General features: G+C 68.9%; 23 protein-coding genes and 1 pseudogene. 11 read left to right on the top strand and 13 right to left on the bottom strand.

The window, feature by feature from the left end; all coding sequences use genetic code 11:
• The 6 genes and pseudogenes from KCG34_RS23085 to KCG34_RS23110 all read left to right on the top strand — a co-directional run bounded on the left by KCG34_RS23085 (position 1) and on the right by KCG34_RS23110 (position 5,552).
• Positions 1 to 1,257 carry a cystathionine gamma-synthase family protein gene (locus tag KCG34_RS23085; RefSeq protein ID WP_211937942.1) on the top strand — a complete coding sequence of 419 codons (1,257 nt, stop codon included), beginning with the start codon at positions 1 to 3 and terminating at the stop codon, positions 1,255 to 1,257.
• 23 nt (positions 1,258 to 1,280) lie between these two features.
• Positions 1,281 to 2,771 carry an FAD-dependent oxidoreductase gene (locus KCG34_RS23090; RefSeq protein ID WP_211937943.1) on the top strand — a complete coding sequence of 497 codons (1,491 nt, stop codon included), beginning with the start codon at positions 1,281 to 1,283 and terminating at the stop codon, positions 2,769 to 2,771.
• An 18-nt stretch (positions 2,772 to 2,789) separates the two neighbouring features.
• A pseudogene (locus tag KCG34_RS23095) lies at positions 2,790 to 2,861 on the top strand (hypothetical protein); the annotation flags it as partial.
• Between the two features lie 78 nt (positions 2,862 to 2,939).
• Positions 2,940 to 4,085 (top strand): NAD(P)/FAD-dependent oxidoreductase, encoded by a 1,146-nt coding sequence (locus tag KCG34_RS23100; RefSeq protein ID WP_211937944.1) that lies wholly within the window; start codon positions 2,940 to 2,942, stop codon positions 4,083 to 4,085.
• A gap of 92 nt (positions 4,086 to 4,177) precedes the next feature.
• Entirely contained in the window at positions 4,178 to 4,684 is a 507-nt protein-coding gene (locus KCG34_RS23105) for a DUF1993 domain-containing protein (RefSeq protein WP_211937945.1), read from the top strand.
• Positions 4,685 to 4,850: 166 nt separating this feature from the next.
• Entirely contained in the window at positions 4,851 to 5,552 is a 702-nt protein-coding gene (locus KCG34_RS23110; protein WP_211937946.1) for a fatty acid desaturase CarF family protein, read from the top strand.
• 36 nt (positions 5,553 to 5,588) lie between these two features.
• Here the strand turns inward: KCG34_RS23110 and KCG34_RS23115 are convergent, their stop codons facing one another.
• On the bottom strand, positions 5,589 to 7,085 hold the full coding sequence (locus tag KCG34_RS23115; RefSeq protein WP_211937947.1) for a flavin-containing monooxygenase: 1,497 nt from the start codon (positions 7,083 to 7,085) through the stop codon (positions 5,589 to 5,591).
• Positions 7,086 to 7,368: 283 nt separating this feature from the next.
• The gene (locus tag KCG34_RS23120; RefSeq protein ID WP_211937948.1) at positions 7,369 to 7,806 is read right to left on the bottom strand and encodes a hypothetical protein; all 438 of its coding nucleotides are present in this window, start codon (positions 7,804 to 7,806) and stop codon (positions 7,369 to 7,371) included.
• 62 nt (positions 7,807 to 7,868) lie between these two features.
• Between KCG34_RS23120 and KCG34_RS23125 the strand changes: the two genes are divergently transcribed.
• Complete coding sequence (locus tag KCG34_RS23125; protein ID WP_211937949.1) at positions 7,869 to 8,447, top strand: TetR/AcrR family transcriptional regulator; 579 nt, start codon at positions 7,869 to 7,871, stop codon at positions 8,445 to 8,447.
• 113 nt (positions 8,448 to 8,560) lie between these two features.
• Here the strand turns inward: KCG34_RS23125 and KCG34_RS23130 are convergent, their stop codons facing one another.
• Entirely contained in the window at positions 8,561 to 10,363 is a 1,803-nt protein-coding gene (locus tag KCG34_RS23130) for a pyrroloquinoline quinone-dependent dehydrogenase (RefSeq protein ID WP_211937950.1), read from the bottom strand.
• A gap of 415 nt (positions 10,364 to 10,778) precedes the next feature.
• On the bottom strand, positions 10,779 to 11,048 hold the full coding sequence (locus KCG34_RS23135) for a hypothetical protein (RefSeq protein WP_211937951.1): 270 nt from the start codon (positions 11,046 to 11,048) through the stop codon (positions 10,779 to 10,781).
• A 98-nt stretch (positions 11,049 to 11,146) separates the two neighbouring features.
• On the opposite strand from KCG34_RS23135, the gene dusA reads away from it, so the two are divergent.
• Complete coding sequence (gene dusA / locus KCG34_RS23140; protein WP_249138128.1) at positions 11,147 to 12,112, top strand: tRNA dihydrouridine(20/20a) synthase DusA; 966 nt, start codon at positions 11,147 to 11,149, stop codon at positions 12,110 to 12,112.
• Here dusA and KCG34_RS23145 read toward each other — a convergent pair.
• The 6 genes from KCG34_RS23145 to hpnA form a co-directional block, all read right to left on the bottom strand.
• On the bottom strand, positions 12,109 to 12,657 hold the full coding sequence (locus KCG34_RS23145) for a TIGR02281 family clan AA aspartic protease (protein WP_211937953.1): 549 nt from the start codon (positions 12,655 to 12,657) through the stop codon (positions 12,109 to 12,111). The genes dusA and KCG34_RS23145 overlap by 4 nt on opposite strands.
• 204 nt (positions 12,658 to 12,861) lie before the next feature.
• Positions 12,862 to 14,118 (bottom strand): hydroxysqualene dehydroxylase HpnE, encoded by a 1,257-nt coding sequence (hpnE, locus tag KCG34_RS23150; RefSeq protein WP_211937954.1) that lies wholly within the window; start codon positions 14,116 to 14,118, stop codon positions 12,862 to 12,864.
• Positions 14,115 to 14,969: a presqualene diphosphate synthase HpnD gene (gene hpnD / locus KCG34_RS23155; RefSeq protein WP_211937955.1), complete on the bottom strand. Its 855-nt coding sequence runs from the start codon at positions 14,967 to 14,969 to the stop codon at positions 14,115 to 14,117. Before hpnD ends, hpnE begins: the two co-directional genes overlap by 4 nt.
• Entirely contained in the window at positions 14,966 to 15,847 is an 882-nt protein-coding gene (gene hpnC, locus KCG34_RS23160) for a squalene synthase HpnC (RefSeq protein ID WP_211937956.1), read from the bottom strand. Before hpnC ends, hpnD begins: the two co-directional genes overlap by 4 nt.
• A gap of 10 nt (positions 15,848 to 15,857) precedes the next feature.
• A complete protein-coding gene (locus KCG34_RS23165; protein WP_211937957.1) occupies positions 15,858 to 17,015 on the bottom strand; it encodes a glycosyltransferase in 1,158 nt (385 codons plus the stop codon).
• Positions 17,012 to 18,013 (bottom strand): hopanoid-associated sugar epimerase, encoded by a 1,002-nt coding sequence (gene hpnA, locus KCG34_RS23170; protein ID WP_211937958.1) that lies wholly within the window; start codon positions 18,011 to 18,013, stop codon positions 17,012 to 17,014. The genes KCG34_RS23165 and hpnA overlap by 4 nt, the downstream gene beginning before the upstream one ends.
• Before the next feature lie 165 nt (positions 18,014 to 18,178).
• Between hpnA and KCG34_RS23175 the strand changes: the two genes are divergently transcribed.
• Positions 18,179 to 20,470 (top strand): NADP-dependent malic enzyme, encoded by a 2,292-nt coding sequence (locus KCG34_RS23175; RefSeq protein ID WP_211937959.1) that lies wholly within the window; start codon positions 18,179 to 18,181, stop codon positions 20,468 to 20,470.
• Here the strand turns inward: KCG34_RS23175 and KCG34_RS23180 are convergent.
• A complete protein-coding gene (locus tag KCG34_RS23180) occupies positions 20,449 to 21,507 on the bottom strand; it encodes a YeiH family protein (RefSeq protein ID WP_211937960.1) in 1,059 nt (352 codons plus the stop codon). The two genes, KCG34_RS23175 and KCG34_RS23180, sit on opposite strands and share 22 nt — an antisense overlap.
• A gap of 80 nt (positions 21,508 to 21,587) precedes the next feature.
• On the opposite strand from KCG34_RS23180, the gene KCG34_RS23185 reads away from it, so the two are divergent.
• Positions 21,588 to 22,457, top strand: coding sequence for a LysR family transcriptional regulator (locus KCG34_RS23185; RefSeq protein ID WP_211937961.1), 870 nt, complete (start codon positions 21,588 to 21,590; stop codon positions 22,455 to 22,457).
• Positions 22,458 to 22,463: 6 nt separating this feature from the next.
• Here the strand turns inward: KCG34_RS23185 and KCG34_RS23190 are convergent, their stop codons facing one another.
• Positions 22,464 to 23,240, bottom strand: a complete 777-nt coding sequence (locus KCG34_RS23190; protein WP_211937962.1) for an FkbM family methyltransferase — start codon at positions 23,238 to 23,240, stop codon at positions 22,464 to 22,466.
• Positions 23,241 to 23,511: 271 nt separating this feature from the next.
• Between KCG34_RS23190 and KCG34_RS23195 the strand changes: the two genes are divergently transcribed.
• On the top strand, positions 23,512 to 24,183 hold the full coding sequence (locus KCG34_RS23195; RefSeq protein WP_211937963.1) for a hypothetical protein: 672 nt from the start codon (positions 23,512 to 23,514) through the stop codon (positions 24,181 to 24,183).
• Here the strand turns inward: KCG34_RS23195 and KCG34_RS23200 are convergent.
• Complete coding sequence (locus tag KCG34_RS23200; protein WP_211937964.1) at positions 24,180 to 25,583, bottom strand: O-antigen ligase family protein; 1,404 nt, start codon at positions 25,581 to 25,583, stop codon at positions 24,180 to 24,182. The two genes, KCG34_RS23195 and KCG34_RS23200, sit on opposite strands and share 4 nt — an antisense overlap.
• Positions 25,584 to 25,599 lie beyond the last annotated feature (16 nt).

Here is a 25,599-nt window from a genome sequence, read left to right on the forward strand (position 1 = left end):
ATGTCCGGCGAGAGCGACCGCGAACTGCACCCCGACACCCTGACCATCGGCTGGGGCTATGACCCCGCCAGCGCGCTGGGCGCCGCCAAGCCGCCGGTCTATCTGACCTCGACCTTCGTCTATAAGAACGCCGCCCACGCCAAGGCCGTGCACCGGGCCTATTTCGACAAGGCCGAGGCGCCGGAAGGCTCGCCCTATATCTATTCGCGCCTGAACCACCCCAATCTGGACATGGTGGAAAAGCGCCTGGCGGTGCTGGACCACGCCGAGGACGCGGCGGTGTTCTCCAGCGGCATGGCGGCGATCTCGGCCATCATGCTGTGCTTCGCCCGGCCGGGGCAGACCATCCTGCACACAAAACCGACCTACGGCGGCACCGACGGCATGCTCTACGGCTTCCTGCCGCAGATGGGGGTCGCCCCCTTCGGCGTCGAGGACGGGGTCAGCGAGGTTTCCTTGCAGACCACCGCCAACCAGGCGCTGGAGAAGGGGCCGATCGCCCTCTTCATGCTGGAATCGCCGGCCAATCCCACCGGCGCGATCGTCGATATCGCCGCCGCCCGCCGGGTGGCCGACGCCGTGGCCGCGCGCCAGGGCTTTGCGCCCATCGTCAGCGTCGACAACACCTTCCTGGGTCCGTTCGTGCAGTCGCCGCTGAAGCTGGGCGCCGACCTCTGCATGACCTCGCTGACCAAATATTGCGGCGGCCACAGCGACCTTCTGGCCGGCGGGGTCAGCGGGCCCGCGGACAAGGTCGGGGTGCTGAAGGCCCAGCGGACCTTCTTCGGCTCGCACCTCGATCCCTTCTCCAGCTGGCTTCTGCTGCGCTCGTTCGAGACCCTGGGCCTGCGCTGCGAGCGGGCGGCCAGCAACGCGTTGGCGGTGGCCAGTTTCCTGCGCGACCACGCCAAGGTCGCCTCGGTCAACTATCTGGGCTTCCTGCCCGAGGGCACGCCGGCCCGGGCGGTGTTCGAGCGCCAGTGCCGCGCGGCCGGCTCGACCTTTTCCTTCCGCATCAAGGGCGGCGAGGCAGAGGCCTTCCGCATGCTGGACCGGCTCAAGGTGCTGCGCCTGGCGGTGAGCCTCGGCGGCTCCGAGACCCTGATCTGCCACCCGGCCACCACCACCCACTACAACGTGCCGGCCGAGCGGCGGCTGGAGGTCGGGGTCACCGACGCCACCTTGCGGGTCTCGGTGGGGCTGGAGCATCCCGACGACCTGGTCGCCGACCTGGACCAGGCGCTGGCCGCCGTCTGACAAGAGCCAGGGAGGCTATCGCCTTGCGCGACATCCACGCCATCGACGGCAAGTTCCCCCCGCCCGAGGCGCGCTATGAGGTGGTGGTGATCGGCGCCGGCCCGGCCGGGATCGCCGCCGCGCTGGAAGCGGCCCGCGGCGGGGCCCAGGTGCTGCTGGTGGATGAAAACCCGGTCTCGGCCGGACTGATGGGCACGGACGCGCCGCTGTTCTATGGCCAGCGCATGACCGGCGCGGTCCAGGCCAAGGAGCGGATGGTCGAGCAGGTGTTCGCCGCCTCGCCGGGCCTGGAGGAGGCGTTCGAGTTGGGCGTCAATGTCCAGCTGGGGGTCTATGCCTGGGGCGCCTTCACCGGCGGCTATGGCCTGAAATCGCTGCCCGAGCCCGTGGTCGGCCTGGCCGACGAGGAGCGCTCGTGGATGGTCGGGTTCGACCGCCTGATCGTGGCCGCCGGCGCGCGAGACCTGGCCCTGTCGTTCCCGGGCTGGGACCAGCCAGGGGTGATGGGCGCCAACGCCCTGCATGCGCTACTTACCCGATATGACGCCTTTTCCGGCCGCCGGCTCGTGATCCTGGGTTCGGGCCAGTTGGCGCTCGAGACGGCCCTGCTGGCCCTGGAGCACGGGCTGGAGGTCGCCGCCCTGGTCGAGGTGCGCGATGCGGTCCAGGGGCGGGAGGCGCTGGCGGACAAGGTTCGCGCCGCCGGGGTCCAGATACTGACTGGCCAGGTGATCCAGCGGGCCGAGGGCGGGCTGGACGGCGTCGAGCGTATCCTTGTCGCCCCCGTCGCTGATCCCAAGACTCGGGGCCAAGCCATCGAATGCGACACCGTCTGCTTGGCCATCGGCCTGGTCCCGGCGGTGGAACTGCTCGATGTGCTGGGCGCGCCTCTGGTGGCTGATGCGGCGCGCGGCGGCTTTGTACCGGTGCTCGACGGCGCAATGGTGCAGGGAATGGCCGGCGTCTGCGTCGTCGGCGACGCCGCGGGGCTGGACCTGGGTCACGCCAACGCCCACGCCTACCAGACCGACTGGATGCGGGCGCTGATCGCCGCCGGCGATCCCTCGGTGATCGTCTGCCAGTGCGAGGAGGTCAGCCGCGAGGCGCTGCTGGCCGTGCGGCAGCCGGCCTATCTCGGCCCGCCTTCGAACAAGATGGCCGACCGCGATATCGCGACCTTGGCTGAGGACGGGCCGGTGAACCAGGACCAGGTCAAGCGCCTGACCCGCGCCTGCATGGGCGTTTGCCAGGCCAGGCGTTGCCGCGAGCAGGTGGCCCTGACCCTGGCGGTGGCGACCGACACGCCCGTCGCCCAGATCCCGCTGGCCGGCTACCGCGCCCCGGTCCGGCCCCTGCCGCTGAAGGTGCTGGCCGCCTGGGACGAGGCCGAGGCCATGAGCCAGGGTTGGGACGTCTGGTTCGGTATCCCGACCCAGTGGACCCCCTATGCCGACATCGGCACCGACCGAGAAGCCCGCCACGCCGAGATCCTCGGCGGGAATATGCATCTTTAGACCGGTGCGGCGGCCGGCCCCCTCCACCGCTTCGCGGTCCCCCTCCCCCGATGGGGAAGGAATGTTCGTCGCGGCGCCATCTTCAATTCCTCCCCCATCGGGGGAGGGGGACCATGCGAAGCATGGTGGAGGGGGCTTGCCGCGGGCGTCTGAGCCTGGAGTTAGCGCATGACCTTTCAAAGCGGCGCATCCGTCCTCGTCATCGGCGGGGGCGTGACCGGCCTTTCCGCCGCCTGGTGGCTGGCGCGGTCGGGCGTGGACGTGCTGGTGCTGGACAAGGGCGTGGTCGGCTGGGAGGCCTCGGGCCGCAACGGCGGCGGGGCGACCCACTACCAGAGCCCGCTGTTCCACGAGGAGCAGCGCCTGTGGCCGCAGATGGACGAGCTTTTGGGCTATTCCACCGAATACCGGCGCGAGCGGCTGATCCTGGCGATCACCGAGGAGCAGCTCAGCCACTACTACTACATGGCCGACATGCACGGGGAGCTGGGCTACAAGGTCGACAAGCTGGACGCCCAGGAGATCAAAAAGCTGGTCCCTCTGGCCGGCGACAACGCGCTGGGCGGCATCCACGTCTATTTCGGCGGCCACGCCAATCCGCAGCGCACGGTGCAGGCCTATGCCTGGGCGTTGCAGGACTTGGGCGGGCGCATCCTGCAGCACACGCCGGCGAGCCGCATCGTCATTGAAGGCGGGCGAGTGACGGCTGTCGAGACGCCGCGCGGGACTTTCGGCTGCGACAGCCTGGTGGTCGCCGCCGGGCCGCAGAGCGGGTTCCTGCTGGAGCAGATCGGCGTGCGCCTGCCGCTGGCGCCGGCGCGGGCCGAGATGATCGTCACCGAGCCGGCGCCGCTGATGAGCATCGGCGGGGTGGACGGCAACGGGCTCTATGGCCGCCAGACCCTGCGCGGCAACCTGGCTTATGGCGGCGGGCCGCACGAGTGGATGGAGGTGGGCGAGACCGGACCCGTCGCACGGCCCTCGACGCCCCTGCTGCGCAACCTCTCCAAGCGGGTGGCCGAGCTTCTGCCCAAGGCGGCGAGTTTGCGCGTGATCCGAAGCTGGGCCGGGGTGATCGAGAACACCCCGGACGGGCGGCCGGTGATCGAGCGGCTGGACAATCCCGGCAACGTCACGGTCTGCACCATGTCGGGGGTGGGCTTCGGCCTGTCGCCCGCCAGCGGCCATGCAATCCGGGACCTCGTTCTGGACGGCGCCTGCTCCTTCGCCGATCTTTCCAAGCTTAGCTTGAAGCGGTTCGAAGGATTGCCGGAAGACTGGCGCGAGCAGCGCGGCTGGCGGCCGGCGGCTTAATTTTCAGCCCTGTGTTGAAAGCAGACTTGGCCATGGCCACCTGACGGACCAGTAGCGCAAAAGCGCGCCTAGTTCAGCGGGAGGTTCCCCCAATGTCGCTTTCCATGCACCAAGCCAGTGTAGCCACGTTCACCCGGGCGCTCGGCAATCTGTCGGCCATCCTGAAGAAGGCCGAGGCCTATGCCGAGACCAAGGGGGTCGACCCGTCGGTGGTGCTGGGCTCGCGGCTGGCGATCGACATGCACCCCCTGTCGAAGCAGATCCAGTTCGCCTGCGACGGGGCCAAGCGCGGCGCCGCCCGCCTGGCCGGGGTCGAGCCGCCCAGCCACCCGGACACTGAGACCAGCTTCGCCGAGTTCCAGGCGCGTATCGCCAGCACCATCGCCTATCTGGAAAGCCTGAAGCCGGAGCAGTACGAGGGCGCGGCCGAGCGTACGGTCACCCTGCCGCTGCCCGGTGGCGAAATGAAATTCGATGGCGCCAGCTTCCTGACCGGCTTCGCCCTGCCGAACTTCTATTTCCACGTCACCACCGCCTACGCGATCCTGCGCCACAACGGGTTGGCGATCGGCAAGATGGACTTTCTGGGCGGGGTCTAAACCTCTGCGTCTGTGGCGCGCCGGCGACAACCTAGCGGCGGCGCGCCCGTTTTCTGCACAATCGGCTGGCGAACCGGCCTGAAAAGGGAGTAAACCCGCGCCCAGTTCGCTTGGCCGGCGAGCCCCGTGCGGCCAGGCTCGTGCGTTGGGCGAAGCTGGCTGGGCCATGAAGACTCGTATCCTCATCGCTCTGTTCCTGCTGTCGCTGGCGGCGGATCTGGTCTGGGTCCGCGGGCCGTTCGACTGGCGGATGATCGCCGCCGCCTTCGCCGCCTGGTACCTGGCCGACTTCGGCTCGGGCCTGATCCACATGATCATGGACTATATCCCGTGCCGCCCGGGCGTGGGGCTGGCGGACCTGTTCTTCTATCCCGGCTCGCGCGAGTCCGAGGACTACCTGAACCTGCGCGATCGGGTCTGGGGCCGCATCACCCTGCTGGAGCGGGTCGCCTACGACTTCAAGAACCACCATCCGAGGCCGGACGCCCTGGGGCGGCGCAGCATCGTCTTTCTGGTCTGGACCACGGTCTTGTTCGTCACCCTACCGGTTTCGGTGGCCTTCAATCTCTACTGCCTCGCGTTTCATCCGCCTGGCTGGGTGGTGGTCGGGTTCGTGGTGCTGCTGGCCGGCGGCACGCTGAGCCAATGGTTCCACGGCGCCCTGCACCGTGAGCGCAATCCGGCCTTCGTGCCGGTCATGCGGCGCCTGGGCCTTCTGATCACGCCTGCGGCGCACCAGATCCATCACGACACCCTGACCCGCGACTTCAGCGTGATCAACGGCTGGTCGAACCCGGCGCTGAACGTGGTTTTCCGCCTGCTGATGAGATATCGCGTCCTGACGCCGGCGGGACTGGAGCCGACCTAGGGCGGGGCTCGGGTCTCGCGGGCGATCGGCGGAGCCTCAGCTGTACTTGAACTCGCCGCCGTCCAGGTCGATGGCGGGAATCACGTCCTTTTCGGCCCAGTAGTCCTGGGTGTGCTGCCATTCCGGCTTGTCGCCGCGCTGGGGCAGAAGGTGCATGCCGCGCATCAGATAGCCGGGGTTGAAGTTCTCCGGGTCGATCCAGGAGCCCAGCTTCATGTCCTTGTCCTCGGGCCGCAGCGCGACCTCGACCCGCTTCGCGCCCCGCTCCTTCATGTGGTTCAGGAGCCGGCAGACGAAGTCGCCGATCAGGTCGGCGCGCAGGGTCCAGCTGGCGCGGAAATAGCCGAACACCCAGACCATGTTCGGCACGCCGGTGAACATCATGCCGCGATAGGTGATGGTGTCGTGGAACTTCAGCGGCTCGCCGTCGATGGAAAAGGCGATGTCGCCGAGGACGTTGAGATTGAAGCCGGTGGCGGTGATGACGATGTCCGCCTCCAGTTCCTTGCCCGACTTCAGCTTGATGCCCTTTTCGGTGAAGTGGTCGATCTCGTCGGTGACCACCGAGGCCTTGCCGGCGGCGATGCCCTGGAAGATGTCGCCGTCGGGCACGAAGGCGATGCGCTGGCGCCAGGGGCGATAGGTGGGGGTGAAGTTCTTCTCCACCTCCTCCTGCGGCAGGAAGGCGGCGACCCCGGCGAGCAGCTCCTGCTTGACCGCTTCCGGCTCATGGAAGGCGCGCTGGGTGAAGACGTCCTGGTCGAACAAAATCTTGCGGCGCACGATCTCGTGGATCCAGGTCTCGTCGATCTTCAGCTCGCGCAGGGTGTCGGCCAGCTCGTTGGCGTTGCGCCCGGGGATGAAATAGGTGGGCGAGCGCTGCAGCACCGTGACATGCTCGCAGTCGTTGGCGATGGCCGGGGCCAGGGTCGCGGCGGTGGCGCCCGAGCCGATGATGATGACCTTCTTGCCCTTGTAGTCGAGGTCCTTGGGCCAGGTCTGCGGGTGCACGATCTTGCCCTTATAGTCCTCCATGCCCTCCCAGCGCGGGGTGTAGCCTTCCTCGTGCCGGTAGTAGCCCTGGCACATCCAGAGGAAATTGGCGGTGAAGCGGACCGTCTCGCCGTCGGCCTCGCGCCGGGCCTCGATGGTCCAGAGATTGTCGCGGCTGGACCAGTTGGCTTTGAGGATCTTGTGCCCGTAGCGGATGTGGCGGGCGATGTCGTTCTCCTCGATCACCTCGCCCATGTAGCGGAGAATCTCGTCGGCGGTGGCGATCGGATTGCCCACCCAGGGCTTGAAGCGGTAGCCGAAGGTGTAGAGGTCGCTGTCCGAGCGGATGCCCGGATAGGTGTGGGTCAGCCAGGTGCCGCCGAAGTTTTCCTGGCGCTCGAGGACGACGAAGCTGGTCCCTGGGCATTGCTGCTGCAGGTGATAGGCGCCGCCGACGCCGGAAATCCCGGCGCCCACGATCAGGACATCGAAATGTTCGGTCTTCTGGGCGGCGGGGCGCTCAAGCGTCGTCTGGTCCATGGGGGCCTTCCTAGTTTCCTCTTGCGGCCAGTAGGCCGCACGCTGGAAGCGGCGACCCTGATCGAGATCAATTTAGGTTATCATTGATCAGTTTCGAGGCGCGTGTCGAGGGGGGAGCGCGATGACCGCAGAGTCGCAAAAGACGATATCCCGCCAGGGCGGCCTAGAGGCGAGCTCGCGTCTGCGTTGCAGGCATTGAAGGGGTGCTAGGGAAGGGCGGCTGTTATTGGTTGTGACCGCTCGAGCGGGAACCGGCGTGGGGAGGGGAGCGCGCGGAAGGCGGTCATCCTTGCACTCCACGCGAGAGCGGAGCCGGGGCGGAGCCTTCTTCGCGTTCCGCCACGAACATGTAGCGCGCGAGCATCGCGAGCAGGCCGATGGAGCCGGTGCAGACGATGAAGATGAACCAGGGGACTGGCCGCATGCCCGCCGCGCGCGCCCTCGGGGCGAGCAGCGAGAACGCACTGCCGGCACTCAACAGAAGGTCAAACCATATCTGGTTGCCCCAGGCGTTTCGCGTGTGTTCGGGCCAGAAGGCGAGAAGTCCCTCCTTTGAGACGACATAGAGCGACCATGCCAGGAACAGGCTCGCAAGCGCAGCCGGCACAAGCCAGAGGCCCTTCGCCTTCGTCGCTGATGGCCGCACAGCGATAAAAAGCCCGGTTGCGACAAAGCCTGCGAGGGCGACGAGAGGAAGCGTCTGGTAGAGATCATGTTCCATTTGCCGTCTCCATGTAGCAGTCGCTACACTACGGGAATGTAGCGACTGCTACAAGGGGTATCATGATTGCTCGTGACGAACAGCGCGCCATGGCCGTTGATCACTTGGCGGCCCACCTGCTGCGCAGCGGCCTGGCGCAGTCGAGCCTGCGCCAATTGGCGGCCGCAGTCGGCGTCAGCGACCGCATGCTGTTGTACTATTTCGACGACAAGTCCGACGCTCTCGCGGCGGCCATGGAGCGCATAGCGTCCCAACTCGCCGTTCAGCTCGCCGTGGCGGTCCCGGAAGGAACCACGATGTCGGCGGCAAGGCTCATCGCCGTTGCGACCGACCTTACGACGAGCGAGGATCTGCGTCGGTATATGCGCCTGTGGATCGAGGTGGTGGCCGCAGCTGCGCGCCGGGAAGCGCCCTTCGTTGAGATCGCGCAGCGGATCGCCGCTGGTTTCATGCAGTGGATCGAGGGACGGCTGGCGCCGGGCGAGACGAGCGATCCGGACTCTCGGCGTGCGCTCGCTGCGGCGGTATTGGCCGTGATCGATGGCGTCGCACTTCTCGAGGTTTGCGCAGGCGCAGAGCTGACCAAGAGCGCCGCGCGAAAATTGGGCGGGTTTTTAAGCGAGCGAGACCCCTCGGCCTGATCTCCGCCCGGGGGCCGGAGATCTGCTGGGGGAGCTTTCTCCGCCGGCGGCGGCGCGCCAATCCGCCGTTCGCCAGGCGCAGTCGCGGCTCCCTGTTATCGACCATCAGAGCTCTATTGTGATCGGGCGTCCAAGCCGAGGATGGACACCTTCGCTGTGGTTATCTGCGTCGGCCACAGGATTTCGGTGAGGCCGGTCGCCACCGCGACTTTCTGGGCTCCATTGGCGGCATAGGTAATGACGCCGCCGCCCACGGCGCCGCCGATCTTCTGGCCCCAAAGTTTCTGGCCGTTGCTGGCGTCGACGGCGTAGAAGTTCCCGCCCATGTCTCCAAAGAACACCACCCCGCCGGCGGTGGGCGTCACGCCGCTCTGGATGGGATAGTTGGTCCTAACGCGCCATTTCCAGGCGCCCGTATCGGCGTCATTCGCATAGAGCCAGCCGCCCCAATGGCCGAATGGATCCTGCTTGCCCCAGGTGTCGAACGGGTTGAGGGAGTTCTCACCCGACCAGGGCGTTCCAGCCTTCGTCTTCTGGATTTGGGCGGGCGTTTCGAGCTTTACGGTCGTGCACCAATCGACTTCCCCCGTAACGATGAGATTGGTCTGTGGGTCGTAGGCTGGGCCGTTCCACTCCGCGCCGCCCACGGACCCGGGACAGAAATGCACCGCCTTTTGGGAGGAGAAGGTTTCATCCGGATTCTCCACACGGGTCACCGGACTACGATAGAGCAAAGCGTTGGTGGCCAGGTCGAAGCCGTAGAGGTGTCCGTCCTTGGGCGCGACGGACAGGATTTTCCGGCCGCTGGCGGCCTGGATGAGCGCCGGCGCGCTGGAGACGTCCCAGTCATGCCAGTCCACGGGCACGATCTTGACGTGCCCTTTGTAAGTCCCGGTCCTGGCGTCCAGGACGACCACCGAGCCCGAATAGAGGTTCGGCCCCTTGCGGGGCCCGGTGGCGAAATCAGGGGCGGGGTTGCCGCCAGGGACGTAGAGGAGCCCCGTGGTCGGATCGAGGGTATAGGAGGTCCAGGTCGCCCCGCCGGTGATGGGCGCGCTCGCCGCGTTCTGCCAGGTGGAGGCGTCGAGCGGCGTGGCGGCCTCTGGCCCGCGCTCCAGATCGCCAGGCGATTTCGGCACCAGATAGAATTCCCAGACGATTTTGCCGGTCTTGGCGTCGAGCGCGTACATCCGGCCTTTCACGCCCTTGACGTCCCCGCCAGCGTTGCCAATGAACACCAGGCCATTCCAGGCGATCGGCGCTGCGGGCGCGGACTCGCCCTTGGTGGGATCTGCGATCGTGGTCGCCCATAGTCGCTGCCCTGTATGAAAGTCGTAGGCGAGCACCCGGCCGTCCTGCGTGCCGCGAAACAGTCGACCGTCCATGTAGGCCGCACCGCGGTTGACCCCTTGGGGGGACGCGGGCTTGTAGTGCTCGTGGGTGCGCCAATTCTGTCGGCAATTAGACGGGTCGATCGAGAAGATGTCGTATTCGGTCACCGCGATCAGCGCGCCGTCCACCTCAAGGAGCCCGGACGTGAAGCCGGTATATTGGCCTGTGTCGTAGGTGCACAGGACGCGCAGGCTGCGTACGTTGGACGTGTTGATCTGGTCGAGCGTAGCAAATCTGTTCGAAGTCAACGTCTTATTATAGCTTGGCCAGTCGTCTGCCGTGGCGCCGGGCGTCTGGTCGGGGGCCAAAAGCGTCGCTTTGGGCGCTTTTGAGAGCACCGGCATTGCGCCCTGCGGGCCGCTTGCCAATTCCGTGGTCAGGGTTCCGGCGGGCGCTGACAGGTAGCGCACATAATTTATGCCCATGGCCACCAGGGGGACGGCGCTATCCCAATTGGCGTACGCGACGCCTGCGCCCAGCAGCGTCAGCGCGGCGACCCCACCCAGAATGGCGACAGCTTTCATCGTTTGCTCCGGGATGGGCGGGTCGCCGCCCTGGATCGGGGCGTGTTCGATTCAGCTTGGCGTCTCATCCTGGCGGCCAAGCGGATCATTTGATCGCCGGTTCCAGCAACTCGAACACGCTGGCTGAGGGGGTGAGAAGAAGCTTCGCCGCCGCCGCCAAGCGCTTCGCCGGCAAAAGCATGAGAGGCGGAGCGAGGAGCCCATTTGCCTGCACATGGATTGGCCTTGGCTTGCGCCGCGATACCGGTCGGGACGGGACCATTCACAATTAGCGTCCGGGACGTTCGCGGCGTCCGATCAGAAGGAGATCAAGGATTTCGCACCGCAACATGGTTGTCAGTGAGGAAAGGCCGTCGGCCGCGAATTGTTCCATTGAAATGGCAGGCCGTCGCCGGCCAGACTTCACCATTCGCTCTCAATCGAGCTGAGCAAGGTCGAGAGCGCCGCGCTCAAGCTTCCTCAGAATGGCGCCCTTTGATCGCCAATGCGCTTTGGCTACCTCCTTCATATCGCCGAGCGCCCATTTGCGAGCGTCCTCACGCCGAAGAAAGATCTCGCCTGTATAGCGGCCCTTGCGGCGGACCTGCACGCGCCAGGACCCTGACTTGAGCTCGGTGAAGGTGGCCGCTTTTTGTGTGCGTGCTGTGCGCAGCGATCCGTCGTAGAGGAGCGGTGAACGGCGCACTACAGCGTCGAGTGGCGAAGGTTCTCAACGCGCCAACCCGTTGAGTCACGGTAAAAATGCAGCAGTATCCATCATATCGATTCAGCATCGCCCCCCTCATGGACTGGACCGACCGGCATTGCCGGGCGTTTCACCGCACGTTGAGCCGGCGGACCCTGGTCTATACGGAGATGGTCACCACCGGCGCGGTGCTGCATGGCGATCGCGAGCGGCTGTTGGGCTTCGATCCCTGCGAGCATCCGGTGGCGCTGCAGCTGGGCGGTTCGGACCCCAAGGACCTGGCCGAGGCGGCGCGGATCGGGGCCGATCTCGGCTATGACGAGATCAATCTCAATGTCGGCTGCCCCTCGGACCGGGTGCAGAGCGGGCGCTTCGGGGCCTGCCTGATGCGCGAGCCGGAACTGGTGGCCGAGTGCATGACGGCGATCCGGGCGGCGGTGGAGGTCCCGGCCACGGTGAAGTGCCGCATCGGCGTCGACGACCAGGCGCCCGAGAAGAGCCTGTTCCGGCTTGTGGAGTTGTGCGCCCAGGCGGGCGTGACCCGTTTCGCCGTGCATGCGCGCAAGGCCTGGCTGAAGGGGCTGTCGCCCAAGGAGAACCGCGAGATTCCGCCGCTGGACTATCCCCTGGTCTACCGGCTGAAGCGCGAACGGCCGGACCTGACCATCGTGCTCAACGGCGGGATCATGACGCTGGATGAGGCGAAGGCGCACCTGGAGCACGTTGACGGCGTCATGTTGGGCCGGGCGGCCTATCACGAGCCGGCGCTGCTGGGTCGGGTGGACCGGGAGATCTTCGGCGAGGCGGGCGAGGTTTCGCCGGTCCAGTCGGTAGAGGCCTACCTGCCCTATGTGCGGCGCCAGCTGGCCAAGGGAACGCATCTGGCGGCGATGACCCGGCACATGCTTGGCCTGTTCCATGGCCGTCCCGGGGCGCGGGCCTGGCGGCGCATCCTGACTGTCGAAGGCGCCAAGGCGGGCGCAGACGTCGGCGTGATCGAGCGGGCGCTGGACGCGATCCGCGAGGCGGAGGCGGCCAGGGCTTTGCGGACCGAGCCCGTTTAGGGGCGCAGGATCAGCGAGCTCTTGGTGGCTTCGAACTGCGACAGGCGGCCGAGATAGGTCATGCCGAGCAGCGAGGTCTGCAGGCCGTTCTCGATCACCAGGGCGTCCACGTCCTGCACCTGGGCCCCGCCGACCGAAACGCTGGCCAGCTTGACCGGGGCGGCGCGGGTCTGGCCGTTGGCGGTGGTGACCGACAGGGTATAGGCCTCGGGCGCCGGGGTGATGCCGAGGCGCTGGGCGTCGGTCTGGGTCAGGGCCACGGCGCTGGCGCCGGTGTCGACCAGGAAGCGCACCTCGCTGCCGTTGACCGAGGCTTCGGCCCAGTAGTGGCCGTCGGCGGACTTGAGCACCGAGGCGGCGGAGCCCTGGGCGGGAGCCGCCGTCGCCAAGTCGCTGGTGGCGGGCGGGGCGGCCGCAGCCGGGCTGACCGTGTCGGCGCGCCTCAGGCCAGCATCCTGCTGGGCCCGGTCAAGGGACATCACCGCCTGGGCGGCGATCGCGGCCGAGACGGTCGCGACCACCCCCACCGACACGAGCTTGAGCATGAAAGACATCCCACCGAAATCACATGGCGGCCGTTGACCGGCCTTTGGTGAACCGATCCTGCAACAAATCGGTTGTCAACGGGTGAATATCGGGTCAGGCGGCGCAAGAATTCCGATTCGATGCTTAGGCCGGCGTCAAGCAAGCGCTGCCTTTGAAGAGTTTATTTCTGGTCAATTCCTGCGCCCTGCCGAATTGACCGCTTCTTAGACGAGGGCTCGCTCCGCCAGCCTGGCGGCTTTCTGGCCTGAGCGTATCGCGCCCTCGATGGTCGCCGGCAGGCCGGTGCGGGTCCAGTCTCCGGCGAGGATCAGGTTGTTCCAGCGGGTCTTGGCGTCCGGGCGCCTGGCGTCCTGTTCGGGCGTGGCCTCGAAGGTGGCCCGGCGCTCCTTGACGATCTGCCAGGGCGGGATGGGCATATTGCCCAGGCCATGGACGGCGCGGATGTCGTTCCAGAACATCTCCGCCAGGGCTTCACGGTCCGTATCGACCAGGGCCTCGGCGCCGCTGACGGTGACCGAGATGCGGTCCTCGAAGGCGAAGACCCACTCCGCCTTGCCGCCGATCACCCCGACCATCGGCCGGACGCCGGCGGGCGGGGCGAGCTTGAAGTGGGCGTTGACGATGGGGGTGAAGCGATCGGGGACGGTCAGGTCCGGAACCAGGGTCTGGCTGATCCAGGGCGGGGTCGCGACCACCACGCTGTCGTGCGGGCCGAGGGCGATCTCGCCGTCGGGGAGGGACAGGGCTGCGGCGCGCCCGCCCTCGTAGCGGATGGCGCGGACCCTCTGGCCCAGCCGGACCGGGACGTTTTTGGCCGCCAGCCAGGTCAGAGCCGGATCGAGCAGGGCGGCGGCGAGGCTCGGCTGGGCGATGCGCGGGCGGTAGGCGCGCCCGCCCCGGGCCAGGGTCTCGCGGATCACCGCGCCGGCCAGGGCCGCCGAGCCCGTGGCGGGATCGGTGTTCAGCACCGCCAGCAGGAAAGGCTGCAACAGGCGCTCCCACAGCGGTCCTTTGCAGGGGATCACCTGGTTGATGCGCTTGTCGGCGGCCGGGTTCAGCAGGGCGAGCAGGGCCAGATAGTCGCCGGTCCTGGTCCCCGGCACGCGGCGGCTCTCGGCCATCACCCACCAGGCCAGCGGCCCTTCATTGGGCTGTAACACCCAGGCTTGGCCGGTCCGCACGTCTTGGAAGTCGAACCGGGCGACCTCGGGCCCGGCCATGCGGTCGGCCGAGCCGATCGCGCCCAGATAGGCGAAGGTCGCCGAATTGCCGGACAGGACCAGATGGTTGCCGTTGTCGATGGTCATGTCGAGGACCGGATCGACATAGGAGCGGCAGCGCCCTCCGACCTGGCCCGCGCCCTCGATCAGCTCGACGGCGACGCCCTGGCCGGCCAGGACGACTGCTGCAGACAGGCCCGCAAGGCCTCCGCCGACGATCCAGACCTTGCCAGCGTTCACGCGAACAGCCCGCGGCGCAGGACCAGCCAGAGGAGATGTGGCTTGGAGAGGCTGACGCGGCGGCGCGGGGCGGACCAGCCTTCGGCTTCCATGCGCTTGAGGATCTGGCCGTAGACAGCGCCCATCAGCCGGGGGGCGATCAGGCGGCCCTTGGGCTTCTGGGCCATGATCGCCTCGGCCTTGGCGTAGTGGGCGTGGGCGCGGCTGGCGACCCAGCGGCAGGCGGTGTCGAGCCTGGAGTCGGCGATCACGGCCTTGGGGTCGCGGGCGGTGATGCCGGCGGCCTGGAGGGCTTCGAGCGGCATGTAGAGGCGGCCGATCTCCGCGTCCTCGTCGACGTCGCGCAGGATATTGGTCAGCTGCAGGGCGCGGCCGAGGTCGTAGGCCAGGGCGACACCCGGCGCCTCCTCCATGCCGAACACGCAGACCGACAGGCGCCCGACCGCGCTGGCCACGCGGTCGCAATAGAGGTCGAGCACGTCATAGCTGGGCGCGACGATGTCGGCGTCGACATCCATCTGCATGCCGTCGATCACAGCCAGGAAATCGTCCTTCTTCAGCCCGAAGCGGCGCACCGGCTCGGCCAGGAAGGCGGACAGCCTGGCTTCGCCGCCGGCGTAGAGGGCGTCGAGGTCGGCGCGCCAGGCGTCCAGCTGGCGGCGGCGCTCGGCCTTGTCGATGCCGGCCTCGTCGGCGATGTCGTCGACCTGGCGGCAGAAGGCGTAGATGTCGAACATGGCCGCCCGCTCGGCCGGGGGCAGGACCTTCATGGCCGCATAGAACGAGCTGCCCGAGGCCTGGGTCTCGGCGGTCGGCGTTTCGGCGGGTTCGGCGGTGGCGGCGAGGCTCATGGCGCGCCGGTTTGGCTGAGTTTGACGCCCTTTCCAAGACCCATCCGTATCAGGGCGAAGGCGCCGACGCCCTTGAGGGCCGCGGCGGCCTGCTGTGGCTTGTCCAGTTTCGCCCGTTCGGCCAGGGGATCGCAGCGCAGGAGCTTTCGGGTCATGGCCTCGGCGATGGACTGGATCACGGCGACCTCGAGCCCGATACCGGCGTCCTTCACTTGGGGCGCCAGAGCGCGGGAGACCTGCAACAGGCCGTCGGTGCGGCGGGTCAGGCGATCGATCACGCTCCGCAGGGCGGGGGTGGACTTGGGCTCGGCCAGGGCCTCGACCCCGAGCCCGGCTTCGGCCAGGGCGTCGAGGGGGACATAGACGCGGTTCATCTCCCGATAGTCCTCGGCGCAGTCCTGCAGATGGTTGATCACCTGCAGCGCGGCGCAGAGGGCGTCGGAGGCCGGCCAGGTGGCGCGGTCCTCGCCGTGCACGTCGAGCATGAACCGGCCGACCGGCGCTGCGGAATAGCGGCAATAGTCCATCAGCTCGGCCCAATCGGCGTAGCGCTGCTTGGTCGCGTCGCAGCGGAAGGCTTCCAAAAGGTCGAGGGCGTGCTGGTCGGTCAGGCCGCGTTCGGCCAGGACCTGGCGCAGGGCGACGGCGTTGGCGTCCTCGGTCGATTTGCCCAGCAGGCTGTCTTCGATGCGCTTCAAGGCCGCCAGCTTGTCGACTGGGGCGAGGCCGGGATGGTCGGCGATGTCGTCCGACTGGCGGGCGACGCGGTAGAAGGCCATCACCACCGGCCGGTGGCGCGCGGCGATCAGGAACGAGCCGACGGGGAAGTTCTCGTTGGTGTGGTCCTTGCCGGAGGTGAAGTCGGCGCCGTTGGTCATTGAAGCGCGCTCATAGGATTTCTGGGGCGGCCTGGGCGCGCCCCTTCCACATGCCCCCGCGCCCCTGCCAGACCTGGATCGCCGACTGGAGCGTGAAGCCGGTGTAGAGCGCGCCGATCACGGGCAAGGCAAGCCCCCAGAGCGGCGAGCGGCGATAGAAGGCCAGCATCGGCTGGAACGAGAGGGCCATGGCCAGCCAGGCTGCGAGGCCCAGCCAGCGGGCGAGGCCGCTGGCGAAGATCGCCAGGAGCGGCGCCGCCAGATAGACGATGGCCATCCCGGCGATGGTCCCGGCCAGCAGCCAGGGCGAATAGCCGAGCTGGGCGTAGGCCGAGCGCGAGACCATGCGGCCGATCTCGGCCACGCTCTGATAGGGGCGCAGGGAGACGGCGCGGTCGGTCAGGCCCAGCCAGATCGGCCCTTGCGCCTTCATTCGCCGGCCGAGGGCGCAGTCGTCGATGATCTCGCCGCGGATGGATTCGATGCCGCCGGCGGCCTCGAAAGCCCGGCGCCGGACCAGCATGCAGCCGCCGGCGGCCGCGGCCATCTTGTGGCGCGGGTTATTCACCCAGCCGAACGGGTAGAGCATGTCGAAGAAGAACACGAAGGCGGGGACCAGCAGTTTCTCGGCCCAGGTCTCGTTGGTCAGCCGGGCCATCAGCGAGACCATGACGCGGCCCTCGGCCTCGGCGCGGGCGACGAGCTTGCGGAGGTTGTCGGGGCTGTGGGCGATGTCGGCGTCGGTGAGCAGCAGGTAGTCGGGGGCGAAGGCCTTGGCTTCGGCGGTTCCCTGGCTGACGGCCCAGAGCTTGCCGGTCCAGCCTGCGGGCAAGGGTGCGCCGTTCAGGACCTTCAGCCGCTCGTCGGCGCCGAGGCCCGCGGCGGCCTTGCGCGCCACATCGCCGGTGCCGTCCTCGCTGTTGTCGTCAACCAGGATCACGCGGAAGGCGCCCGGATAGTCCTGGGCCAGGAGGCCGCCGACCGAGCGGGCGATCACGTCGGCCTCGTTGCGCGCCGGGACCACGGCGGCGACGCTTGGCCAGGCGGCTGGCTCGGGCGGCTCGGCGCGGTCGTCGCGCTCGCGCGCCAGCCAGAAGCCGCCGTGGCCCGCCAGCAGATAGGCCCAGATGAGGAGGGCCAGGGCCGCGATGACCAGGGCAGGGGTCACTTCAGCATCCCGGCGGCGCGGAACCAGTCCAGGGCGTCCTTCAGCGCCTCGACGTAGGGCCGGGCCGCATAGCCCAGCTCGCGCTCGGCCTTGGCGGAGGAGAAGAACATGTGGTGGCTGGCCATCTTCAGGGCGTCGACGGTGACGAACGGCTCCTTGCCGGTGATCCGGCCCATGGCCTCGGCGGCATAGGCCAGGGGATAGAGCGGGCCGCGGGGCAGGTTGATCGTCGGCGCCTTGCGGCCCACCAGGCCGGCGATGTCGGCCAGCATCTGGCGCAGGGAGGCGTCCTGGCCGCCCAGGATATAGCGCTCGCCGATGCGGCCCTTGTCCATGGCCAGCAGGTGCCCCTCGGCCACGTCGTCCACGTGGACGAGGTTCAGGCCGGTGTCGACGAAGGCCGGGATGCGCCCGGTTGCGGCCTCGATCAGGATGCGGCCCGTAGGCGTGGGCTTGACGTCGCGGGGGCCGATCGGGGTCGAGGGGTTGACGATCACCGCCGGCAGGCCCTGCTCGGCGACCATCTTCTCCACCAGCCGCTCGGCGACGACCTTGCTCTCCTTGTAGGCGCCGATGCCTTCGCCGGGCGCCAACGGGGCGGTCTCGTCCACGGCAATCGGCTCGTCGGGCGCGCGCAGGGTGGCGACCGAGGAGGTGTAGACGATCCGCTCCACCCCCTGCTTCAGGGCCGCGCGCATCACAGAGCCGGTCCCCTTGAGGTTGGCCTGGATGATGTCGTTGGGATCGGGCGCCCAGAGGCGATAGTCGGCGGCGACGTGGAACAGCCAGCGCACGCCGTCCAGCGCCGCGGTCATCGAGGCCTCGTCGGTCATGTCGCCCTGGACCACTTCGCAGTCCAGGCCTTCGAGGTTTCGACGGGGGCTCGTGCTGCGGGCCAGGACGCGCACAGCAAGGCCGCGGGCGTTCAGCTTCCGCGCCACGGCCGAGCCGATGAAGCCCGTGGCTCCGGTCACCAGTATGAGGTCGCCCTGCTGCATTGATTCTCAAGTGTGACGTTTGATCGGCTGATGTAGCGAACCGCTTCGCCCGGCGCCATCGTCAGGCGGCTGTCAAGTTATTGTGGTTCACGGCCTGTGCCCCATCGTCCACAGCGGGTGAAGCCTGCTAGGGAGGGGCGACGAACTGGGGAGACCGGGCTGACCATGGACGAAGATTTCCGCAAAGCCGCGCTCGACTACCACCGCCTGCCGCGGCCCGGAAAGCTGTCGGTCGAACCGACCAAGCGCATGGCCACACAGCGCGACCTGGCGCTGGCCTATTCGCCGGGGGTGGCCGCAGCCTGCGAAGCCATCGTCGCCGACGAGGGCGCGGCGCGGGACATGACCGCGCGCGGCAACCTGGTGGCGGTGATCACCAACGGCACCGCGGTCCTGGGCCTCGGCGAAATCGGCCCCTTGGCCGGCAAGCCGGTCATGGAGGGCAAGGCGGTCCTGTTCAAGAAGTTCGCCGGCATCGACGTGTTCGATTTGGAGGTCGACGCCAAGGATCCGGACCTGTTCTGCGACGTGGTGGCGGCGCTGGAGCCGACCTTCGGCGGCATCAACCTCGAGGACATCAAGGCCCCCGAGTGCTTCATCATCGAGCAGCGCCTGCGCGAGCGGATGAACATTCCGGTCTTTCACGACGACCAGCACGGCACCGCCATCGTCTGCGCCGCTGCGATCCGCAACGGCCTCGTCCTGCAGGGCAAGAAGCTGGAGGAGGTCAAGCTGGTCACCTCGGGCGCCGGCGCGGCGGCCCTGGCCTGCGTCGACCTGCTGGTGCTGATGGGCCTACCGGTGGAGAACGTCACCCTGACCGATATCAAGGGGGTGGTGCACAAAGACCGCGGCGACGCCATGGCGCCGAACATGGCCCGCTATGCCCGCACCACCGACGCGCGGACCCTGCCGGACGTGCTGGGCGGGGCCGACGTGTTCCTGGGGCTGTCGGCGCCGCACGTGCTGAAACAGCAGTGGCTGCCGCTGATGGCGCAAAAGCCGCTGATCCTGGCCCTGGCCAATCCCGAGCCAGAGATCCTGCCCGAGCTGGTGCACGAGACCCGGCCCGACGCCATCGTCGCGACGGGGCGGTCGGACTATCCGAACCAGGTCAATAACGTGCTGTGCTTCCCGTTCGTGTTCCGCGGGGCGCTGGACGTGGACGCCACCGAGATCAACGAGCCGATGAAGGTGGCGGCGGCCGAGGCCATCGCCGCCCTCGCCCGGGTCGAGGCCAGCGAGGTGGTGGCCCAGGCCTATGGCGGCCAGTCCGCCTTGTTCGGATCCCAGAACATTATCCCCAAGCCCTTTGACCCGCGGCTGATCCTGCACATCGCCCCGGCCGTGGCCAAGGCGGCGATGAAGTCCGGGGTGGCGCGGCGGCCGATCGCGGATTTCGACGCCTATCAGCGCGAGCTGGAGCGGTTCGTCTATCGCTCGGGCCAGCTGATGCGCCCCGTGTTCGATGCGGCGCGCGCGGCCGACAAGCGCGTGGCCTATGCCGAGGGCGAGGACGAGCGGGTGCTGCGCGCGGTGCAGACCGTGGTGGACGAGGGGCTGGCGCGGCCGGTGCTGATCGGTCGGCGCAGCGTGATCAAGGCCAAGATCAAGGAATTGGGTCTGCGCCTGGACGTAAGGAAGACCGTCGAGATTCTGGATCCTTCCGACGACTGCGCGGTGTTCGATCCCCTGACCGAGCAATATCAACGGCTGAGCGACCGAAGGGGCGCCCCGCCGGACGCCGCCGCCCGCCGGATGCGCAACCGGCCGAGCGTGGCGGCCTCGATGCTGCTGGTGAGCGGCCAGGTGGATGCGGCGCTCTGCGGCGGGACCGGCGACTGGTGGCGGCACATGACCTATGTGCTGCCGGTGGTGCCGCGCGCGGAGGGGGTGGAGCGGGTCTATGCCCTGTCCAGCCTGATCCTGCGCAATGGCGTGCTGTTCTTCTGCGACACCCACGTCAATGTCGAGCCGACGCCGGAGCAGATCGCCGAGATGACCGCCCTGGCGGCCGAGGCCGTGCGCGGCTTCGGTTTTGCGCCCAAGGCCGCGCTGCTGTCGCATTCCAGCTTCGGGGCCAGCAATTCGCCTACCGCACGCAAGATGCGCGAGGCGCTGAGGCTGATCCACGAGCGCTCGCCCGAGCTGGAGGTGGATGGGGAGATGCACGCCGATGCGGCGCTCAGCGAGGCCCTGCGCGGGCGGCTCGTCACCTCGAGCCCGCTGAAGGGGTCGGCCAACCTTTTGATCATGCCGACCCTGGATGCGGCCAATATCGCCCTGACCCTGTTGTCGGCGGCGACCGAGGGGCTGCTGGTCGGGCCGCTGCTCCTGGGCGTGTCGAAGCCGCTGCACGTCCTGACCCCCAGCGTCACCGCCCGCGGCATCGTCAACATGACGGCCCTGGCGGCGGCGCAGGCGGGGCGGGCGGTTCAGCCGAGCTTGAGGCTGTAGATCAGGAGCAGGGCGACCGCGCCCAGGGCCATGAGGGACAGGGTGACCACCGCGGTCACCCGCGGTCCGGCCTTGGCCACGGTGCGCACGTCGACGCCGAGGCCCAGGGCGGCCATGGAGAGGATGGTCAGCCAGGTGGCGAGGCCGCCGGCCGCCTTGACCGCCGGGGCGGGCAGCATGCCGGCCGAGCGCAGGGCGACCATCAAGAGGAAGCCCAGGATGAACCAGGGAACCAGGTGCTGCAGGTTCGGGCCGCGCTTCGTGGCGTCCGCCTGTTCCTGGCCGTGCAGCAGCGACAGGACCAGGACCACCGGGCCCAGCATCAAGACGCGCACCAGCTTCACCACCGCGCCGACCTGGGCCGAGAAGGAGCTGATCGGCGCCGTCGCCGCCAGCACCTGGGGGACGGCATAGACCGTCAGGCCGGCGAAGACGCCGAAGCCGCGCGGGCTCATGTGCAGGGCCACGGCCAGCAGGGGCAGGATCAGGACCACCACCACGCCCAGCACCGCGGTGAAGGCGATGGAGGCGGCCACGTCCTCGCTCTCGGCGCCGATCACCGGGGCCACGGCGGCGATGGCGGAGTTGCCGCAGATCGAGTTCCCGCAGGCGATCAGGGTCGCCATCTTGTGCGGCAGGCCGAACAGGCGCCCGAGGCCGTAGCTGACGCAGATGGCCAGCACGACCAGGCCAGCGATCGAGACCAGAAGCGCCGGCCCCTGGCCGAAAATGGTCGAGGCGCTGATGGTGGCGCCCAGCAGGACCACGGCGACCTCCAGCAGCATCTTGGCGCTGAAGGCGACGCCCGGGAGGAAGCGCTGGCCCGGCGTCCAGGCGGTGCGCACCGCCGCGCCCAGCAGGATGGCGATCACCAGGGCTTCCAGCCAGGCGCGGCCGAACAGCCGGATCTCCAGGGCCTGCAGGCCGAAAGCGGCGACCGTGACCGCGCCGCAGAGGGCGAGGCCAGGCAGGAGCGCGCTCCAGCGGCCCAGGTCGGGGGCGGGGCGGGAATGCGACGCGAGGCGGGGGTAGGTCATCGTCATGGCGCAAAACTGAGCCGTGGCGATCAAACAATCCAACGCATTGTTTTTTTGATATTGATCGATAAAATCGATCAATGACCCTGGAGCAGCTGCGCATCTTCGTCGCCGTGGCCGAGCGACAGCACATGACCAGGGCCGCCCAGGCCCTGAACCTGACCCAGTCGGCGGTCAGCGCCGGGGTGGCGGCTCTGGAGGCGCGCTATGGCGTGCTGTTGTTCGACCGGGTCGGGCGGGGCCTGGTGCTGTCGGAGTCCGGCCGGGTGTTCCTGCCCGAGGCGCGGCAGGTCCTGGCGCGGGCCGCCGCCGCCGCCCAGGCCCTGGACGATCTCGCCGGCCTGAGGCGCGGCCAGGTGGCCCTGGGCGCCAGCCAGACCGTCTCCAACTACTGGCTGCCCTCGCGCCTGGCCCAGTTCGCCGAGGCGCATCCGGGGATCAAGGTCAGCCTGATGGTCGGCAACACCAGCCAGGTGGCCCAGGCGGTGCTGGAGGGCGCCTGCGAGCTGGGCTTCGTCGAGGGCGAGGTCGACAGCCACTTCCTGACCCGCACCCGCCTCGCCGGCGACCGCATCGCCCTCTACGGCGCGCCGACCCATCCCCTGGCCGGCGTGGCGTTCGAGCCGGCGGCCCTTTTGGGCGCACGCTGGGTGCTGCGCGAGCCCGGTTCGGGCACCCGGTCCGAGTTCGAGCACGCCCTGACCGCGCGAGGCGTCGACCCGGCCAGGCTCAACGTGGTGCTGGAGCTGCCCTCAAACGAGGCCGTGCTCGAGGCGGCGGCCAGCGGGGAATTTCTTACCGCAGTTTCGGAGCTGGCGGCGGAGCCCCTGGTTCATGCCCGTCGGCTGGCGCCGCTCGCCTTCAGGCTGGCGGCGCGGGCGTTCGATCTGCTCAGCCACAAGGAGCGTCGGCGCAGCCATGCGGCGGCGGCCTTTGTGGCCGGGCTCTAGCCAGGTTCAGCCGACCCGGCCGAGCAGGTTGGCCTCGGTCGGCACGAAGATGAAGTTGTTCACATAGCCCGGCGAGGCCACGCCGCGATTAAGGCTGGCCAGGCTGAAGCCGCCCAGGTTCTGGTGCGTCTTGACGTCGAACGCCCGCACCGAGGTCAGGAGCCCGCCGCAGAGCATGAAGCCCTCGTAGCCCAAGGGCTCCAGGAAATCGCGGATCGAGCCGACGGCGTTGTCCCGGTGGCGCTCTTCGGCCTCGACCAGGATGCGCGGCCGCTGCTCGCGGATCAGCCGCTCGGCGCCGCGCAGGGCGGTCAGCTCATGGCCCTCCACGTCCATCTTGATGAAGGCGACATTGGTCAGCCCCAGCTCATCGAGCCGCATCAGCGGCACCTCGACCTCGACCGAGTCCTCGACCGACAGGGGGTTGGCCGCCTCGATGGTGCCGAGGCCGCCCAGGGTCCTGTCGCGGGGCACCCTGAGGGTCGCCATGCCGGTCTGGTCGCTGGCCGCCGCCCGCACAAGCCGGATCTCGGAGCCGAACATCAGCTCCAGCTCGTTGGCGTGGGTCGGGTTGGGTTCGACGGCAACGACCTGGCAGCCTAGGCGGACCAGGGCCGCGACATAGGCCCCTGTATTGGCGCCCACGTCGACCGCCACCGCGCCGGCCGGCGCCAGGTAGCGCAACAGCCTCATCTCCGCTTCGCCGCCGCGTTTGAACCGCCGCCATATCCGTCGAGCCCGGGCGCGCAGGGCAGGGTTCCAGTCGAGCAGCCGTCGCAGCATCCGCACCTCTTGAGCGTAGGCTTCTTTCCTAGAGTGTTTTCAAGGTTCAGGGAATCCGGTCCGACAAGCAAAAACCGCCTGAATCAAAACCTTAGAGCGTCGCCGTAGCGGGACTTGCGCGAAGGCGGCCCCCGGGCGCCCAAACGGCGCCCACCGCCAGACTTGACCGAGCTTCGCCGCACGCGCGCAATGGCCCGGGCCGACAGACAAGCCTCGCAAATCGAAGCGTTTCGAACCCATGCCACAGGAGCCGCAGGTCAGATCGACGCCGATGCCCGCAGGGACGGCTGCGGCCAGGCAATGGCTCGCCGCGGCGCCGCTGGCGCTGCTCCTGGCGGTCGCGGCCTGGCTGGCCGGCGGCGAAGCTGGTCGGCAGTGGCGCATCGCCCGGGTCGAAGGCGCCTCGGCCGCCGCGGACGGCCTTGCGCCGACGACGGCGCTGGCGCGGCTGGCCGAAGCCGAGCGCGATTGCGCGGACAGGTGCGGGCCGCGCGCCCTGGTCGCCGGCGGCGCGGCGCGGGCGCTGATCGCCGGCCGAACGCCGGCGGGGCCTCAAAGGGACGAGCTGGCCGCGCGGGCTGGGCAGGACCTGCGCCGTGCGCTGACGCAGGAGCCCCAGTCGGGCCGGGCCTGGGCCTGGTTGGCCGTCGCCGAAAGCGAGCAGGCGGGCGACGATCACCATAGTCGCGCGACCGAGGCTCTGGAGCGCAGCTACAGCCTGGCCCCGTTCGTGCGCGAACTGGCCCTGTGGCGCTCGCGGTTCGCCGGCGCCAACTGGGCCGCTCTGGATGCCGCGAGCCGGCAGCGCGCGGTGGACGAGGTCGCCCGGCTGAGCCTGGTCGATCCGGGCCAGGCCGAACAGGCCGAACTGGCCTTCAGCGACCCGAACGCCGGTCAGGCTCTAGATCAGCGCATGACGCGCCGCGGCGTGATGGCGCGTTAGATCGCGGGATCCGCAACCCCCGAGGGGTTCCACCCGCTCACCGCCGAGCGCTGGCGCGGCGGCAGGTCGATGCCCGCCGCCGACCCCCAGGCCAGCCCCAGCGCCAGGGCGCAGAAGGCGGCGATCGCGGGGACGTTCAGGGCGACGTCGACCATCGAGCAGCCGATCGCCAGCAGGCCCGCGGCCAGGGCCGCCAGGCCCACGGCGCTGGCGGCGCTGTGCGCGATCCAGGCCCGCGCCACCTGTGCCAGGCCGGCCAGCATGGCGCCGGCCATCAGCGCGAGAAACGGCAGCCCGCTCTCCAGCGCGGCCTGCAAGGGCGCGCAGTGGGCGGCCGTGAAGCTCCAGCGCTCATCCATACGCGCTCCCGGCAAGATGGCCTCATTGACCATGGCGAAGGAGCCGGCGCCGTAGCCGGACCATGGCGCCGCCCAGGCGGCCTTCAGGTAGTCCTGGTAGGCTGCGGCGCGCGTGCCGAACTCCTCGATGACGCCGGCCTTGGCGGCTATGGGGGCGAGGCCGACCCCCAGCGCCACGGCCAGCAGGATCACGCCCAGCACGGCGGCGCCGATCAGGCGCGGCAATCGCGTTCCATCCTGGATCCGGGTCAGGTCGACGATGGCCAGGGCCGCGGTCATGAAGGCGGTGAGGATCAGGCTGGTTCGCGACCCGGTCAGGGCGGCGGCGGCCAGGGCGGCCACCACGCCGAAGCAGGCCGCGCCGAACAGCAGGAGTTCGCGCAGGCGCGGGGCGTGCAGGTCCAGGGTGCGCGACATCGACTGGGTGAGGCCCAGGGCCAGGACGCTGATCATGCCGAACGCCGCGCCCGCGGCGTTGGCGCTGAGCAGGCTGCCGGTGAACGACCAGGTGCGGTCGCCCTTGGCTATGCCCCAGACATAGAGCGGGTCCCAGCGCCAGAGCCATAGCGACAGGATCACATAGGCCCCGCCGCCCACCACCAGCCAGCTGGTCAGGCGGATGGCCCGCGCCCGCGAGCGGGCGAGGATCGCGGCGGAAAGGGCGCAGGCGATCGCGCCGGCCAGCTTGAGCGCCTCCAGGCCAGCCGCGTCCGGGTTCAGCGGCGCGCGCCAGCCGGGCAGGCGCTGCAGGCCGGGTATCGCGCCCCGCCAGAGCGGCCAAGCCTGCCAGGCGAGGGCCGCCAGCAGGACCAGGCCCACAGGATAGAGGCGGGACCAGTAGCCGGGCGACACCCGCCCGAGGGACGCCGCAAGAACGATCAGCGCCAGCGTGAGTTCGACCGTGGCCGCGCTGGCGGCCAGCAATGGCGTCGTCGCGCCCAGGGCCACGAACTGGCTGAAGACCGTCGCGGTCAGGGCGGCGCACAGGAGGTTGTCGACCAGCCAGGCCTGGGGCGCGGCGCGCGGGATCGCTGTCGCCATGCGTTGCTCGCTCCTC

The organism is Phenylobacterium montanum, assembly GCF_018135625.1.
In the GTDB taxonomy this organism is placed as follows: Bacteria; Pseudomonadota; Alphaproteobacteria; order Caulobacterales; family Caulobacteraceae; genus Poindextera; species Poindextera montana.

Bases quoted from the DNA above. Each gene is read 5' to 3' on its own strand.
- dusA (WP_249138128.1), top strand. From the start codon at position 11,147: ATGGACTGGACCGACCGGCATTGCCGGGCGTTTCACCGCACGTTGAGC.
- hpnA (WP_211937958.1), bottom strand. From the start codon at position 18,013: ATGCAGCAGGGCGACCTCATACTGGTGACCGGAGCCACGGGCTTCATC.
- KCG34_RS23185 (WP_211937961.1), top strand. From the start codon at position 21,588: ATGACCCTGGAGCAGCTGCGCATCTTCGTCGCCGTGGCCGAGCGACAG.
- KCG34_RS23120 (WP_211937948.1), bottom strand. From the start codon at position 7,806: ATGGAACATGATCTCTACCAGACGCTTCCTCTCGTCGCCCTCGCAGGC.
- KCG34_RS23180 (WP_211937960.1), bottom strand. From the start codon at position 21,507: ATGACCTACCCCCGCCTCGCGTCGCATTCCCGCCCCGCCCCCGACCTG.
- KCG34_RS23175 (WP_211937959.1), top strand. From the start codon at position 18,179: ATGGACGAAGATTTCCGCAAAGCCGCGCTCGACTACCACCGCCTGCCG.
- KCG34_RS23105 (WP_211937945.1), top strand. From the start codon at position 4,178: ATGTCGCTTTCCATGCACCAAGCCAGTGTAGCCACGTTCACCCGGGCG.
- KCG34_RS23195 (WP_211937963.1), top strand. From the start codon at position 23,512: ATGCCCGCAGGGACGGCTGCGGCCAGGCAATGGCTCGCCGCGGCGCCG.
- KCG34_RS23130 (WP_211937950.1), bottom strand. From the start codon at position 10,363: ATGAAAGCTGTCGCCATTCTGGGTGGGGTCGCCGCGCTGACGCTGCTG.
- KCG34_RS23145 (WP_211937953.1), bottom strand. From the start codon at position 12,657: ATGCTCAAGCTCGTGTCGGTGGGGGTGGTCGCGACCGTCTCGGCCGCG.
- KCG34_RS23085 (WP_211937942.1), top strand. From the start codon at position 1: ATGTCCGGCGAGAGCGACCGCGAACTGCACCCCGACACCCTGACCATC.
- hpnC (WP_211937956.1), bottom strand. From the start codon at position 15,847: ATGACCAACGGCGCCGACTTCACCTCCGGCAAGGACCACACCAACGAG.
- KCG34_RS23190 (WP_211937962.1), bottom strand. From the start codon at position 23,240: ATGCTGCGACGGCTGCTCGACTGGAACCCTGCCCTGCGCGCCCGGGCT.
- KCG34_RS23110 (WP_211937946.1), top strand. From the start codon at position 4,851: ATGAAGACTCGTATCCTCATCGCTCTGTTCCTGCTGTCGCTGGCGGCG.
- KCG34_RS23100 (WP_211937944.1), top strand. From the start codon at position 2,940: ATGACCTTTCAAAGCGGCGCATCCGTCCTCGTCATCGGCGGGGGCGTG.
- hpnD (WP_211937955.1), bottom strand. From the start codon at position 14,969: ATGAGCCTCGCCGCCACCGCCGAACCCGCCGAAACGCCGACCGCCGAG.
- KCG34_RS23200 (WP_211937964.1), bottom strand. From the start codon at position 25,583: ATGGCGACAGCGATCCCGCGCGCCGCGCCCCAGGCCTGGCTGGTCGAC.
- KCG34_RS23125 (WP_211937949.1), top strand. From the start codon at position 7,869: ATGATTGCTCGTGACGAACAGCGCGCCATGGCCGTTGATCACTTGGCG.
- KCG34_RS23115 (WP_211937947.1), bottom strand. From the start codon at position 7,085: ATGGACCAGACGACGCTTGAGCGCCCCGCCGCCCAGAAGACCGAACAT.